Source organism: Leptospira borgpetersenii serovar Javanica (assembly GCF_003046425.1).
GTDB classification, from domain to species: domain Bacteria; phylum Spirochaetota; class Leptospiria; order Leptospirales; family Leptospiraceae; genus Leptospira; species Leptospira borgpetersenii.
Genome location: NZ_QAJG01000002.1, coordinates 12,043 through 27,182 on the forward strand (window position 1 = coordinate 12,043; position 15,140 = coordinate 27,182).

Below are 15,140 nucleotides of genomic sequence, written 5' to 3' on the forward strand. Positions count from 1 at the left end.
CAACTTTATTTTGCGGAAACTTTAATCATTTTCATCAAACCATAAAGAAGGAGAAATCCCAAAGTAACTGTTCCAAGTTTTACCCTTATAAGTAGTCCGACTAAAAACGAATTTTAAAAAGGACATTTTTTGGAAACCGGTCTCTTCTTCTAGTTCGTAATTCCAAAGTAATCCTCCGATAAAAGGTGCGCCTAAAACTCCGTAATTTTGAAAACCTCTAAGCGCCTTTTTTTCGGAGAAGTACAAAAGTCCTCCTAAAATTTTGGTGGATTCTTCTTTCTCCATTTTGGAACGATTCTGGTAATAAATAAGACCAAGACCGCCTAACGTTATCAAACCTTCCGAATCCTCTGAATGATACGTCAAAATCGGAGGCGCCAAAAACGAATAACCTTCTTGGGTTTCGCCGTATCTATAAATAGGTAAAAAGTTTTGGATTTTTTCCTGAGGAGAATTTAAATACCGAATCCATAAAAAATTCCAATCAGTCATCTGAGGAGTAGATTCGTAACCTAACAGAATCCCTCCGAAAACACCCCATCGTGTTCTGTTCCTTTCAAACTCCGCGTTAAATACTCCCAAAAAAAGACTAAGCTCTTTTCTTTGATCGGACACGTAGGATTCCAAATCGAATAAGTATAAAAAGTTATAACGATTGGACCATTCACTATTACGTTGATAATAACCTAGGATAAAAAAATTGGATTCTGAATCTCCATACAACCGAGTATAAAAGAAAGGAAGAAAGAAAAAAATTTTATCTTTGTTTTTTTGATCGTTAGAATAGTAAATCGAAGGAAAGAAAAAGACACTATTCTTTTTCATTACGTCGTCTCTTTGATAGTCAAATAAAATTCCAAGTAAATTGGTATGAGAAATCACGGCTCCGTCCTGATTTCCTTGAAAACTTCTATAAACTAAAATCGGAACCATCCACCTATAAGTAGATGAATCATCTTTCAAATCGGTGCTTTTATAAAAAAACAATGGAAAAAAGTAAGTACTGATCTGTCGTTTTAAAACTGTGGTACGGTTTGAAAATTTTTCACTCTTTTCATAACCATAAAGAGCAAATAACGTCTTGAGTGAAACTGATTCTGTTTCAGTTGTAATTCGAGTTTTATTTTCTGAAACCGTTTGTGTTTCAATTGTAAAAAGAATTTTATTCTCCTTTTTATAATTGATAAAAAGCAACCAATCAAAACCCCATTCATCTTCTACAACTAAATCACGAGAAGCATTCAAATCACGTTTGATTTTAGATTCAAACGTATAAAACATTGGAAGTGGAAGAATTGTATAGAGCCTAGAAATTTTGGAACTTTTTTCTCCGTTTGCCAAATTTTCAGAAGTTTCTGTTTGAAAAAAAACTGGGGTAAAAGTTTTAAAATTCTTATAATCATTTCCAGAGGTCTTATCTATGTTCTCACTCTGATACCAAAAAGGAAGAATCATTGTACGTTTGATGCCCGATTCCGGATCAGATTTAAATCCAGAAAATAATAAAATTGTAATATCATAAGAGATAGGAGTTGTTTGGTTGGAATATAAAATCGGAATTTTATGAGATCGATACGTCCAATTTCCACCTTCCGTGATTTCTTCTCCAAAATAGAACGGGAATAAATAAAAACGGGTCGTTTCCTGCGCTCCTAAAGAAGAATAAGAATCGTCTATATATTTTTCTCCACCCGTAAATAAAAGAAAATTCCAAGAAGATTTTCGAAAGGTAGCGTTCACTGATCTCTGAAAAAAAGAAGAGGTATAATAACCTAAGATAAAACGAAATCGTTTGTCCCCATCCTCTCCTTTTTTGTCCCTTCCCCAAACGATAAAAGGAATCGGCAAAATCAAATTTAGGTCGGAAATAGACAAAATATCTGATTCTTCATACGAAAAATAATAAAACGGACTTAGGAAAGAAGATTCTCTTCTTTTTAAAAGCAGATCCTCTTTATAAGAATATAAGAATAAAATAGAATATAAATTTCTTTCTTGAAAAATCTTTTTTTCACTTTCAAAACGATCCGAGTAGCTTCGGAAATAAAAAGGAATCAAAGTATTATATCCAGAACCGGATCTAAAATCTTTTTTTGTAAAAATTTCCTCGGAAGCCTGGTAAAAAGGAAATAAAATTCCGTGAAAAGAAGAAGTTTCGTAACTTACGGTTTTTTCTTTATAACGATAATAGAATATACTTTTCGTTTCCAAACGTTCGACTGTTTCACGATGGGTAAAAATAGGAAAAAAACGATACGAAATTTCTTCTTTAGATTTCGCATAATGTATTAAAGGCCAAAGAACGGAATATTCCCTACGATCTTTTTCTTTTTCCATTAAAAATAGAAAAATTCCTAAAGAAAGAACAAAGTCTGTTCCTTTCTTTTGTTCCGCGTAAAAAGGAAACACAACCCGATACGATTCGTTTCCCACCTTTCCAAAAAAAACGGGCGGCAAAGGCCAAAAAAATATGTAATCTTTGCTTTTTGTCCCCCAAGTAAACCAAGTCAAGGGAAGAATTCGAAAATGTTTTTTATAGTCTCCGGATTGATAACTGACAATTCCAAACAAAGCCTCCCAGCCGAAATAATTTTTAGAAGTTTCCCTAGCCAATTTTTTATAAGAAGCGAAATTGGAATTTTCATTCGACGTGAGTGTCTTAGATTCCTCACTCGTCTTTTCGATGCTAAAACTTTTTTTAACTTCATTACTTTTTGGGTTTTGAACTTGTACTAAAGCTAACTCTTCTTCTTTTTTTTCATCCGTAAAAAAAGTAAGTGGGTTGGAAACTTCTTTTCGCAAAGAAATGCTAAATAAATTATAAATAAAAGAATAATCTAAATCTATATAGTATTCTTTTCCGAAAGCGTTCGATTTGAAAGAAGCGTCGAACCTTCCAACTGTTTGAGAAACGGAAAAACCTCCAAAATACAATTCTAAGTTTTTGTTCTTTTCATAATATTTGAGATACGCGGGAAGTAAAATATCTCCTCTAGACTCAGGACTTTTCCACTCAAAGTAAAAAGGCGCCACAAAAAGCGAACTCGTTTTTTCTTTCCTATCTTCCGAAGAATAATAAAACCAAACCCAATCTCTATCTACGTTTTTTGATCTAAGTTTATAATGAAACGGACTAAAGGAAACGTAATCCATATCATCTCTTCCAAATCTAAAATAGAAAGGAAGCAAAAGATTATATTCGTTTTTTTGATAATAATGAAAGGGTAAAATAGTCCTAGTAACGGTTTCGTCTTCAGAATCTTTCCAACGATAAAATAAACCCGCCAGCCCTAAAAAAGACGAACCGTCTTGTTTGTAGGAGGAATAATAAAACGGATAAAAACGAGTAAAACTGTCAAAATTAGAAGAACCAGGTCTAACGTAACGAGAATGGTAACCTAAAAGAAAGAATTCTTTCTCATCCGATGTGTTATACTTATAAAAAAATGGGGCAACCGTTTCACTCTGAACATCTGAAAATACATTAAAAAAGAATAATATAGGAATATGAAAATAAGAATTTGTTTTATAAAGCCAAAAAGGGAAAAAAGTTAAAACGTCATCCGATTGATCTTTCGTTTTGGACCAATAGAAAAAAGGAAGAATCCTAAAATAACTCCAGTCGTTTTCTTTTCCCCATTGAAACACTAGAAGGTTTCGAATTTTATAATTTTCTCCATCTTCTTTAAGATACAGAGCCAATGGAGCAAAAAATAAACGAGTGGTTTCTTTTCCGGAAACGAATAACTTTGATTTATAAAACAAAAGCAAAGGTAAAAAGGAAGATTCCCATTCCGAATCCAAAAACTTTTCTTTTTCCCAAAATAAAAAAGGTGAATAATGAGAAAACATTTGAGAGTTTAAGCCAGTCGACCTGGATTGATGATACAATGGAAAAAAAGTAAACGAATAATCTTCTTTGATTTTATAATTGGTATAATATATAAACGGTAGAAAATTAAAAAATTTCTTTTCTGTATCATGCCCCCATCTTAGTAAAGTAAACCAAGTGTCTGATTCTTCCAAAGAACTTTTATGAAAATAAAATAAGGGAAGAACCATCATAGAATTGGATCTGATTCCGTTATTTAAATCGGATTTTAAAATCAACAAAGGCAAAAAACCCGGAAACATAGAAAAATTCTTTTCAAATCCAGGACCGGAAGAATTAGAATTGTAACCTAACCAATAAAATTTAGAAGACTCCCTATAACCAACTCCACCGCCTATCGGCTCTACGTTATTACTATAAAAAAGAGGAGATAAAAAAGTCTTCTCCTGAAATCCGTTTTTCTCTACCCTACGATAACTAAAAAATGGAAAAACAGAATCCAAGCTTGCCTTTCCAGACTTCGCCTCAATAGAATTATAAAATGGGAATATTCTAAATTGCTTAAATTTTGGATAATCGGTTTTTCTAATCAACCAAAACGCGTGCCAAGATAAATGTCCTGGCCATTTTTCAACGTCTACAAAAAGCATCCGGACCGGATACTTTTCTTCTTTTTCACTTCCGAAAATTTCTTTTTTTTCTCTAATCAATTCTTCAAAAGGATCTTCGACTTGCGACCGGACCTGCGTTTGTGCGGTTAATACTCCGGAACAAAACAATAGAATCGTAAAAAGGATTTGATTTCGCATTTTTGGTTTGAGGCAGAATTTAAGGATCAATTTCGATCGTCTTCTTCTTTCCTTTTTCACCGGAAACGATCCTAATTTTTCTTTTGGGAATTTTCATTTCCCGTGAAATCGTTTCGATCACCGCCTCGTTCGCCTTTCCTTCCAAAGCGGGCTCCCGCACCGCGATCGTTATAGATCCGTCTTCCTCTTTTCTAAAAAAAATCTTCTTTGAATTCGGTTTAACGCGAACCGTGAATTTCATGTTCCTGTTTCAGGAGTTCGATTCTTCCGACGCAATTTTCCGACTAAAAGATATACTCCATCCACCCTAAAAATGAGACTGAAAACGAAAAAAATCAGAACTGCAGGAAAAATCGTCAGACTTAAATGGATCCTGGAAGCCTGCACGTAATCGATCCCTATTGATCCTAAGTAGTTTAAAATCGGAGAATATAAGAATATTTGATGAAAGAAAAGGAAACTCCCCAATAACAAAAACGGAATCAACATTTTGGAAATTTTTCCCATAAGTTCTGGCCAAGGAAATCCGATCTTGTGTTTTTTCAGAAAGATTCCCAAAAGAAAAAAGGTAATCATCGCCGAAACCGCAGAGGAAAGAGCGATCGCAGAATGTTTTAAAAACCAAACTAGAGATAAGTTTAGAATGATATTGATTGTAAACGACACGGACTGGATCCGGAGAGGAGTTTTCGTGTCTTGAAAGGCGTAATAAGAAGAAATCAATATTTTATTGATACTAAAAAAAGGAATCGCAAGAGAATAAAAGATCAAAGGTTGAGTCGCCGTATCGGTCGCGAGACGGTCCCATTTTCCTCCGAAATAAATCGAATCCAAAATCGGTCCCGCAAGAAAAACCATTCCAATTGCGGCAGGAACCGTTAAAAATAATGCGAATTCGAGAGCGGCGGCAAGTTCCTGTCTTAAGGAGGACAATCCATCTTTTTTTAGGGATTGTAAAAGAGCGGGAAGAATCGAGGTCGCAAGCGCAACTCCGATGATTCCCGTAGGTAATTGAACCAGCCTTTGGGAATAATCCAAACTCACGACTGCACCAAGTCCGGGATTACGATTTTGCACCCAGTTCGCTAAAAAAATATCCGCAAGAAGACCGAGTTGATAAAATCCTCCTCCAAGCACGGCGGGAAGCATCAGCTTAAAAATCTTTTTGATCGCAGGATGTCTCCAATTCCAATTGATCTTTGGCATATCTTTCTTTTTCCAAACGTACCAAACCTGGACCAAAAGTTGTAAAAATCCTCCCGTGATGATCGCAAAACAAAGTACGATTACACGATCGTGAACGTCTTCCACGAACGGAAATAGACAGACGAATACGAAAAGATAACTTAAATTTAAGATGATCGGGGAAAGAGAAGGGACAAAAAATCGATTCTTCGAGTTGGAGATCGCCATAAAGATAGCGGACAAACTCGCAGTAACGATTAAGAAAAACAGAATATACGTAAGCTCTATCACTAAATCGGAATATTCTTTCGTTCCTCCGACGAGAATGGGGAGAAAAAAAGGAGAAAAAAGAAATACGATTCCTACAAGAAGAGATAAAACAAAAAACAAAAAGGACAGAACCGCTCCGCTCATGACTTTTGCTTCTTCTTCGCCGATTTTTCCGGACTCCGAATAAAGAGGCATGAAGGATTGGGAAAGAGTTCCTTCTGCAAGAAGATTTCGAAACATATTCGGAAGGCGATACGCCACTGAAAACGCGGAAGCGACCATTCCGGTTCCAAAGGAAACCGCCATAAAATGATCCCGGATAAGCCCTAAAATTCTGGATAAAAACGTGTAAAAAGAAAGTGCAATACTTCGTGATGCGGCGTTGGGCAATTCTTAAGTTCCTATAAGTTTTTCTAAGTATCGAACTCCGTCCATGGTGTTCAAGTCAAACTGAATCCGACAAGCCGGGCACTGGTATCTTCCCGGTTTTGAAACTCGAATTCTAGAAGAACAAGCCCCGCAATAAATAATTCTTTTGGGAAAATTCCTTTCGTTTTGAATCGCTTTTTCAAGAACGGACTTTGCCGAATATACTTCGGAACTTCGATCCGAAACAAAAGACGCAGAAGAAACATCGGATAAAGAAGCATTCTCAGAAAATACCGAAACTTCTTTTTGAGAAACGGGAGATTCTTTCAGTTCCTTTTGTTCGTTTAAAAACGCCTGCAATCTCTGGGATTGACTAGAAATACTGTGAGGATTTTCCGTTTTTAAATTCTCCGGCTCGGAAATTTTTTGAGGCTTCTTTGATTCGATTTCAAGTTCAACTTCGGGAACGGTCTGAATCTCAGGAACATACATCGAGCGGGAATCACGGGAAATCGTATCTTTTGGAGAAGAACCGGAAGAATAAAATTGTACCGGAGAATTTTTTTTGATCCTTGAGATTGGAGTCGAAGCCGATCGATTCCTTCTCTGATCCTGAATTTTGATCAAAGAAAGATATTCCTCTGCACGTTGAAGATCTTCAAAAAAAGCGATTGATCTACCGAAGCCCAAAAAGCTCAAAAGCGTTTTGCATTCTTCGTTGAACGCACAATAAGCGGAAGATGCCCCTCTGTTTTTCAAGAAGTTCTCGAACCTTGCAAGAACGCAGATCCCTTCGGATTCTATATACTCCAATTCTTCGCAAGAGAATAAAAATTTGCGAATCCCCTCCTCCCATTTTGATTTCAAATAGGAATAAAAATCCTCTGCGCTCACAGAGTCCAAATGTCCTCTAAGTTTGAGTTTGAGAATGTCTCCGGAAAGTCTGGATCTGATTTCCACTTCTGTATCTTACCCTAAATAAATTGCGTCCAAAACTTCTTCAGCGGCAATGTTCGGATTTATTTGAGAAATAATCGGCTCCGTTTGGACCGCCGATTCAACCGGAGTTTGAGTGGCCGATTCAGTTTCAGAAGTGGTAACGGGTGTCGTTTGTACGAAAGAGGCCTCGACATTTTCCGCAGGACTTTCCAAACTCCCGGGAAAAACGATTGAATCCAGCGGGCTGGATTGTTTCACGAGAACGGGAACGTGAGTCGCATTTGTATGAGAAACCTTTTCCACAAGTGGTCTGGAATTCTTATCCGGAGCCGATTTTTTTGTGGAATTACCCAAGGTTAGTAAGAGATAAATACATTCCAAGAACACAGCGGCGCCAAGAGCGATCAGAGAATCATTTTTAAAAAGCCATTCCAAAAGTTCCGTTTGCCGAAATACGAACTTCCGAAAATTACCTCGATCATAAATCATATGAATCGCCGCCACCCTCTCTAATTTCACGGGGTGATAGACCGCCGCGGAAAGAAGAATCTCAGGTTCGTTGATCTCCGGAAAAAAACTTTCGAACTTAGAAAAGAAAATACTCTTAGAAGAAGCCCCCTCCCTTTTTTTCAAAAGGACTGGAATGCCGATCTGCCACTTACGAAGACGAAAAGCTCTCGTATATAAAGAATCCTGATATAAGGCGACCGGCTTTCTTTTTTTCAAGCTTTCCCTGAGGTATTCTGAATTGGAATGAGCAAGAACAATTCCTACCTCGTTTGTCAAAAAGATCTCTTTGATCGTATAGCCGTCAGTGTCCCTGTCGGAAATCTTAACCAATCTGGAAAAAATGAAGTTCATATCGTCGTAAGAACCGTTTAGTCCGGAATTTTCGGCCGCTTTTGCAAGAGTGCCCAATGTATCCCTGGCTCGATTATCCGAACCGACCTTCAAAAGTTCAAAGGAGGCCAAAGAAGATTCCAAAAAGGACCATACAACGACTCCGAGTGCAATTGATTCGCAAACGATCAACAGCAATAGAAAATAGAAAATATTTTTGAAAATTCTCACTCTGAGGCCTCTACCCAAACAAATCGGTAGAAAAGAGATTTTCTCTTGAGGAGAAAAAAGAATTCCAGCTCACTTTTCATCGAAAACGAATCATTTTGAAGGATTCAAAATGATCTCTAAAATCCGATTTTTTCTCAAAAATCGTTATATCACAGTATGGGTTAATTTCGAGATAGGTCCTAGAAAAGAATTCAGATTCGCTTTCATAAAAGAAATAAATTGGTTCCTTTTAGCAAAACCGGAGTCGAGCCCGAGTTTTTCCACACTGGTCATATCCGTCCAATTTCTACCGCAAGGATTGATACAACGAAAAGCCGTAAAATCGTTATTCAAATTGAACGCGACTCCATGACTCGTAAAAAAAGATTTAAAGTTCACGCCGATAGAACAGATCTTTTTGGAAGGATTCGATTCGAGATATAAACCCGGAGAATCCGAATCGGTGATCAAATTCAAACCCCAGGTTGTACGAGCAGAATCGATTACGGACTGAAGTAAATTCTCCAGATAAAAACGGATCGGGAGATTTCTTTTTTTTAAGTCCACGTGAGGATAAATGACGAGCTGGCCGGGTTCGTGGGCAGTGAAATCCCCCCCTCTTTGGATGAAGTGGACCTGAATTCCTTGAGATTCTAGAAATTCCTTTCCCAAGAGAAGATTCTCCGGATTATAATTGATTCCGCCGGTGATTATGGGAGCATGTTCCAAAAATAGAATACATTCCCTCCGGAACTTTCGCAGTTTTTCCTGCATTTCCAAGTAACGGAGGTAAGGAATTTTTTTCCGAAATCTGATCATTCTCACAAGATTCTTTATATGGAAAAACTCTTAGAAGTCATCTCTTTTATCCTTCAGAAATCTCCTAACGGAAGAGACCGTCTATCCCTTTCCAAACTGATTTATTATGCGGATGGGGTTTATTTTCAAAAGAATGCAAAACTCATCACAAATCAGACATACATTCATTTGGAGGACTCTCCCTGTGCCTTGGATTTCCAATCGGCTTTGCTTCATTTAAGGAAAAGTGGTCTAATTGATATACAACCCAAATTGACGGAAAAGGGGATCTCCGGATTTCAAATCGTCTGGACAGGAGAACGAGGAGAAGAAGCCATCGACCTCAACAGACAGGAAAAAAGAATCATTCGTAAGGTCTTGGAAAACTTCAAAAATGCGGTTTATGACGAGAACCGTGTATATCCGAACCTCTACGAAAACTATATCATTTCCCCGCTTTTTGCGGAAATTCCATTCAGTATGGATACGTTGAATACCAAAATTCACTTTTTTAAGAGGAAAACGCTTTTAAATATCTCAGGTAAAATTTTTAAGGTACTATTTAGCGAGTAGCGGAGCCTAAAATGCAGATAACCGTAATGAAAGGTAAAATTCACCGGGCTACGGTAACGGCCGCGGATTTAAATTACGAAGGCAGTCTGACCGTGGATATGGACCTCGTAGACGCAGCAGGAATGCGTGTTTATGAGAAGGTTTCTGTGGTAAACATAAATAATGGCGCTCGCTTTGAAACCTATATCATTGAAGGAAAGCGCGGTTCCGGAGAAATTTGTCTAAACGGAGCAGCGGCAAGGCTCGGGATGAAAGGCGACAAAATCATCATCATCACTTATGCTCAAGTGGAAGAAAACGAACTTCCTATCGACTATATCCCCAAAGTAGTTCACGTTGACGAAAATAATCGAAAACGTTAATTTTTACCAAAAAACGGCTTTCCCAATCTAAGTTCCGGCTTTCAAAGACCGATATAAATAAGTAAGAATTCGATCGGACCAGAATAATTATGAAACCTTTTTTAAGAATCCTTGTTTGCCTGCTACTTCTTTTCGTTGGCCAAACGGCCTTTAGCCAGAACGCAGAAAAACCCGATCCAAACAAAAAGGACGGAGGAACAGAATACTATCCGTTGGCCTACTACGACGAGCGCCTAGCTGTTAAGAACATTTCCTTCTTTCGCAGGCATTCGGACAATGGCAAGGGAGAATTTCTGGACGTAATGGTGGAAATGGAAAACCGAAACTTCGATGCCGCAAAGTTTTCCATTTATATTTTGGCAGTGAATGAAACAACTGCTGTGAATCCCGAAAAAAGGGAACTCATTCCTTTTCCAAAATGGAGAGGGTATGACGCAGAAAACAGCACGTTTGTAATCAATTTTCAAAACTTAATGCCTCAGAAGTTGGAATCCAAATCGGTTTGGGGAGAAGAAAAATACAACAAGGCAAAAAAAGATTACGACGATCGTATCGCTCGAGGTGAAATTGCAAAGATGTCGATTCCGGCACTAACCGAAATCATCACCTATCTCACCAACCATTCGGAAAATGCACTTGAATTTACAATCTATGGAGAACAAGGACCGAAAAAAGATCAAGTCCTCATCAGTAATTTCGTGGATCAAACCGAAGAGGAAAAAAAGAAACAAGCCCACGAATCACTGAACAAACATACCTACACGATTTATAATGCGAAGTATAAGACGACTTTGATGTCTCATCATTACACGGAATACAGACCCGGCTATCTAACCTACAACAAGGTTGTAATCTTAATTTTCAATCCTTTGAAAGAAAAGAACAAACTGGTTTATAGAAAATTCATAAACGTCGGCGGAATCAAACTTCTCAATTAAATTACGTTTTAACGTGTACTCGCATAACAAATGCGAAAGAGCGATTATTATTGTTGCGCTCCCTTTGGAGAGCAGCACTTTAGTTTGAAAAATCCAGTTAAAACGCTTTTTTACAAAAGTGTTCCGGCTCGTGAGCCGTTTTAATTATAAAGTTTGTGGAGCGATTCCGCCCGAACTTTTTTACAGCGCGTCCCTAAATCCCACAGTTTACTTTGTCAGAAAGATCAAGCTGCAAGGTTCTGTTCCAGTTTTGGGACAGAACCTTATATCAATTCACATTTTTAAATAGGACGGAAAAAATCTTCCGCTCTATTTATTCCCTTTTTTCAAACATAGAATACATCCATGTTGCTATAAAATCGGAACAAGATCCGTATTCAAAAGAATAACGGAAATTTCCGAATGATAGGGAAAGAATGAATTTGATTTTAGGATCGTTATCTTTGAATTTTATAAGGACGCCTATAAAGTTTTATTCAAAAGGTTCCCTTATATCCAATCCACATTCAAAATAAAAAACATCGATAAAGAATAAAAAGGGAACTTTCAAGAAGACTTTGGCTGTTTTTGATAACGCTCTATACTCTCGGGAGCATAACGTGTACACCAATCGACCTCGTTCATATTTTTTTCAATCCAACCGGTACCATGATCCCAACGCCCATCGGAAAGAAAATCGAAGAAATAGGAAGAATTCATATATCGATAGGAATCCATAATATCAAGAATGTCCCGTTTTACCGGAAAACTCTGGGTGTTTTCGCTTTCTGAAAAGAAGCTATTGTCCATCGGCTCAATCTTAAGAACCGGTTCCAGGACTGTCCATTCTTTTATTATGTTCACATGGATCCTCGTCCCAAAACGTTAATTGAATCTCTTTTCGTGAACAGTCTGCGTTTTCCGGATCTGCTCCATCTTTTTGATTTTTTTTGGTGCCAAATAGTTCCTGACGTCGTTTTCTCGTTTTTTGGGCCTCTTTCAAAATTCCCTCTAATTTCTCTTCTAAAAAATAACGAAGTTGCCGGTCGATTTCGTTTTCTGTTTTTCTGACCAAAACCATCTTTACCCTCCAACATATCATCTTGAATGTTAGAAAAGAATACAAAATACCCCGGACAAAGATTTTCGGAAAGACTGGATTTATTTGGGAAACGCGGAAAAAATTGTCCCGAAACGGGCAAAGTCAATGCTAAACATACCGGAACTCACAGAAACTCTCCTCAGTGGAAAAGACATAGATATCGAATATAAATTTGTGTCGGAGGAAGACCACCAACAACTCTATAATTTATTGCTTAATATTCTCGGAAAGATAGACAGACTCTTTTTAACGGAAGTCATTTCTACGATCCTAAAAGAAATTTTGATGAATGCGAACAAAGCGAACGCAAAGCGGATTTATTTTCTCAAAAAAGATCTAGATATTCACAATGCGGATCATTATTCGAAAGGAATGAAAACCTTTCAACAGGAGATAACGCATCATTGGGACGAACAGAAGGAAATTTTACAGAACAGCGGTTTTCAAATTCACTTTCGTGCGAAGATGGTGAATAACAATTTTGCGATTTTGGTGGAAAACGATTCCGCTCTTTTGCCGCAGGAACTAGATAGAATCAAAAAAAGAATAGAATCCGCTAAAAAATACAATGATCTTTCCGACGCGTTTATGGACATATCCGACTCTCAGGAAAGCGCAGGACTCGGTTTGGTTTTGATTCAACTTCTTTTAAAAAATTCAGGAATCGGTTCCGATAAATTCAAGATCGATACGGACGGGAAATTGACAAGAGCCACTCTTGTCGTACCTCAACAAATCGTTCCGATCGAAATCACCACAAAACTCAAAGAAAAAATTTTGATGGAGATAGAAGGACTACCTCCACTTCCGAATACTCTCACTAAAATCATTTCGTTGTGCAACAATCCGGATTCCGATCTTGGAATTATTGCCAACGAAATCGAAAAAAATCCGGCACTCAGCGTGGACCTGTTGAAACTTTCCAACTCAGCGGGATTTGCGAGTAGAAATAAGGTCAACACAATCGTTCAAGCTGTTAAGGTTGTCGGTCTTAAGAACGTAAGAAATCTTCTCTACGTTTCCGGAGTGAGGAAGATCATGGACGGACGTTATGCGAAGTTACAAGAAGTTTGGAATCATTCCAATATGTGTAGCTTTTTCATTCGTCAAATAGCAGGTAGAGGCGGAATGACTAGGGTCGCGGACATTGCCACCGCCGGAGCTCTACTTCACGATTTGGGAAAATTCATTCTACTTTCACTCAATCAAAAGCTATTCATAAAACTCACAAATTATCAAAAAGATCGGGACTTCGGAAGCTCCACGATTTTAGAGGAAATTTCAATCGGAATCTCCCATCCTACGTTAGGTGCTCTTCTGGCTAAAAAATGGGACTTCCCCCCCGATTTAGTTCAAATGATTGAATTTCATCATAGACCCTTTATGAACGTAGACAGCGTATATCACGATTTAGTGGAACTCGTTTATCTCGCCAATATGATGATGGATTATATCGATAAGAAAGCCTCCTTTTTCACAATAGACGAAACCATACTTCGTAAATACGATCTTGCGGATAAAAAGACATTCGAAGAAACCTGCGAGAAACTCAGAAAGTTGTACGAAATTGCAAAAATGGAGAACTAAAAAGCCGTTTGAAAATTGATTCTTTATTGTCCATCGAGAAAATCAGTTATAGACCGACTGGAAAAACGATTTTAGATTCGGTGAGTTTTGAAATCAAAACAAACGAACACTGCGTTCTTTTGGGAAGGAATGGAGCCGGAAAAAGTACCCTTGTCAATCTGATCTACGGTATGATCTGGCCTACCTCAGGTAAAATCCGATTGTTTCAAGAAATCTACGGAGAAATACCAATCCAGGATTTAAGAAAACGAATCGGCACCCTGGACTCCTCTCAACTAGAAAATTCACTTCAAAGAAAACTTACGGTAAAAGATGTAATACTAACAGGATTCTTTCATACGATCGGTTATTACCGTGACCCATCCTCGAAAGAAGAAGCTAAAGCGTTACAAATCCTAAAAGATGCGAATCTATCTTCCAAAAAAGATCAGCTCTATACGACTCTTTCCTCCGGCGAAAAGAAAAAAATCTTATTCTTACGAAGTCTCGTAAACGAACCGGATTTTCTTATTATGGACGAACCTTGTTCCTCTTTGGATCTAACCGCAAGAGAAGACTTTTTAGGATTCTTAAAAGAATATCATTCTAAAAAAAAATTCGCTTCCTTTTACATCACACATAGACCGGAAGAAATTCCGGAATTCTATTCCAAAGCGGTGTTGTTAAAAGACGGAAAAGTAACTCATTTCGGTCCAATCGAAGAATGTTTTACCGAAAAAAATCTGGAAAATTTGTACGATATTCCACTTCAAGTTCAAAAAATCGAAGGCACTTGGTTCGTGATACCGAAACAAAAATGAAAGGCATATCCCCAAAGCGGTTCCTATCATTGTATAACTTTCTTTTAAACAAAAAGTTTTCGAGATAGATTCATATAAATTTTTTCTAACTTATAAATCAAAAATATTCACACTAGTTCACGTGAGTTCGGCATAACAGATGTAAAAGCCGTTATTATGCTGTGATTCGTAGAGAGCAGCACTTTAGAACTTGTCCCAAAACCTCAGATGTAGGAATTCTTACGAGAGTGTTCCAATGATAAAATCCGTTAGAAAATCTATAAATCACCAATCTGCGGGAATTTTCACGCTCTGTTACGAACTTATGAAACGATTGTGCTGATTTCTTTTCAGGTTTTGGGACAAGTTCTTAGTTTGAAAAATTCAGTCCAGCCTTTGCAAGCAAAGGCTGGATTTCTCATATCAAATTAACGTTAGTTGCAATATCAAGAAGAGACCTGTAAAAATTTCTGTTTCAAAAAAAACAGCATAACAAGTTATAGGCTTTGGAACAACCTTTTCTCGTTGTCCTATTCCTGTAAGAGTTCTCACTTTCAGGCTCGGGCCG

Annotated in this window: 13 protein-coding genes; 5 read left to right on the plus strand and 8 right to left on the minus strand. The window is 37.5% G+C overall.

Translation table 11 applies throughout. The annotated features are described in order from the left end of the window. Positions 1-21: 21 nt before the first annotated feature. The 6 genes from CLV95_RS01675 to lipB form a co-directional block, all read right to left on the minus strand. Positions 22-4,641, minus strand: coding sequence for an LA_1737 family protein (locus CLV95_RS01675; RefSeq protein ID WP_016762571.1), 4,620 nt, complete (start codon positions 4,639-4,641; stop codon positions 22-24). 19 nt (positions 4,642-4,660) lie between these two features. Further along, positions 4,661-4,882 carry a DUF167 domain-containing protein gene (locus CLV95_RS01680; protein ID WP_002725659.1) on the minus strand — a complete coding sequence of 74 codons (222 nt, stop codon included), beginning with the start codon at positions 4,880-4,882 and terminating at the stop codon, positions 4,661-4,663. Further along, positions 4,879-6,486, minus strand: coding sequence for a murein biosynthesis integral membrane protein MurJ (gene murJ, locus CLV95_RS01685; RefSeq protein WP_002733738.1), 1,608 nt, complete (start codon positions 6,484-6,486; stop codon positions 4,879-4,881). The genes CLV95_RS01680 and murJ overlap by 4 nt, the downstream gene beginning before the upstream one ends. Before the next feature lie 3 nt (positions 6,487-6,489). Continuing rightward, positions 6,490-7,425, minus strand: coding sequence for an STAS domain-containing protein (locus CLV95_RS01690; RefSeq protein WP_002733674.1), 936 nt, complete (start codon positions 7,423-7,425; stop codon positions 6,490-6,492). A gap of 9 nt (positions 7,426-7,434) precedes the next feature. Beyond that, positions 7,435-8,493 carry an LIC_12071 family protein gene (locus CLV95_RS01695; RefSeq protein WP_002733617.1) on the minus strand — a complete coding sequence of 353 codons (1,059 nt, stop codon included), beginning with the start codon at positions 8,491-8,493 and terminating at the stop codon, positions 7,435-7,437. Between the two features lie 126 nt (positions 8,494-8,619). Further along, entirely contained in the window at positions 8,620-9,273 is a 654-nt protein-coding gene (lipB, locus tag CLV95_RS01700; protein ID WP_002725697.1) for a lipoyl(octanoyl) transferase LipB, read from the minus strand. A gap of 18 nt (positions 9,274-9,291) precedes the next feature. On the opposite strand from lipB, the gene CLV95_RS01705 reads away from it, so the two are divergent. From CLV95_RS01705 to CLV95_RS01715, 3 genes are all read left to right on the plus strand, one after another. Next, positions 9,292-9,825 carry a type II toxin-antitoxin system antitoxin SocA domain-containing protein gene (locus CLV95_RS01705; protein WP_002733591.1) on the plus strand — a complete coding sequence of 178 codons (534 nt, stop codon included), beginning with the start codon at positions 9,292-9,294 and terminating at the stop codon, positions 9,823-9,825. Between the two features lie 26 nt (positions 9,826-9,851). Further along, the gene (panD, locus tag CLV95_RS01710; RefSeq protein ID WP_026054075.1) at positions 9,852-10,187 is read left to right on the plus strand and encodes an aspartate 1-decarboxylase; all 336 of its coding nucleotides are present in this window, start codon (positions 9,852-9,854) and stop codon (positions 10,185-10,187) included. A gap of 89 nt (positions 10,188-10,276) precedes the next feature. Continuing rightward, positions 10,277-11,125, plus strand: a complete 849-nt coding sequence (locus CLV95_RS01715) for a hypothetical protein (protein ID WP_002725656.1) — start codon at positions 10,277-10,279, stop codon at positions 11,123-11,125. Between the two features lie 546 nt (positions 11,126-11,671). Here CLV95_RS01715 and CLV95_RS01720 read toward each other — a convergent pair. Both CLV95_RS01720 and CLV95_RS01725 read right to left on the minus strand, forming a co-directional pair. Next, on the minus strand, positions 11,672-11,941 hold the full coding sequence (locus tag CLV95_RS01720; protein WP_170317464.1) for a hypothetical protein: 270 nt from the start codon (positions 11,939-11,941) through the stop codon (positions 11,672-11,674). Further along, entirely contained in the window at positions 11,925-12,185 is a 261-nt protein-coding gene (locus CLV95_RS01725; RefSeq protein ID WP_002725724.1) for an LIC12077 family protein, read from the minus strand. The genes CLV95_RS01720 and CLV95_RS01725 overlap by 17 nt, the downstream gene beginning before the upstream one ends. Before the next feature lie 126 nt (positions 12,186-12,311). Between CLV95_RS01725 and CLV95_RS01730 the strand changes: the two genes are divergently transcribed. Next, the gene (locus tag CLV95_RS01730) at positions 12,312-13,793 is read left to right on the plus strand and encodes an HDOD domain-containing protein (protein ID WP_026054849.1); all 1,482 of its coding nucleotides are present in this window, start codon (positions 12,312-12,314) and stop codon (positions 13,791-13,793) included. 8 nt (positions 13,794-13,801) lie between these two features. Next, a complete protein-coding gene (locus tag CLV95_RS01735) occupies positions 13,802-14,593 on the plus strand; it encodes an ABC transporter ATP-binding protein (RefSeq protein ID WP_002733736.1) in 792 nt (263 codons plus the stop codon). Positions 14,594-15,140 lie beyond the last annotated feature (547 nt).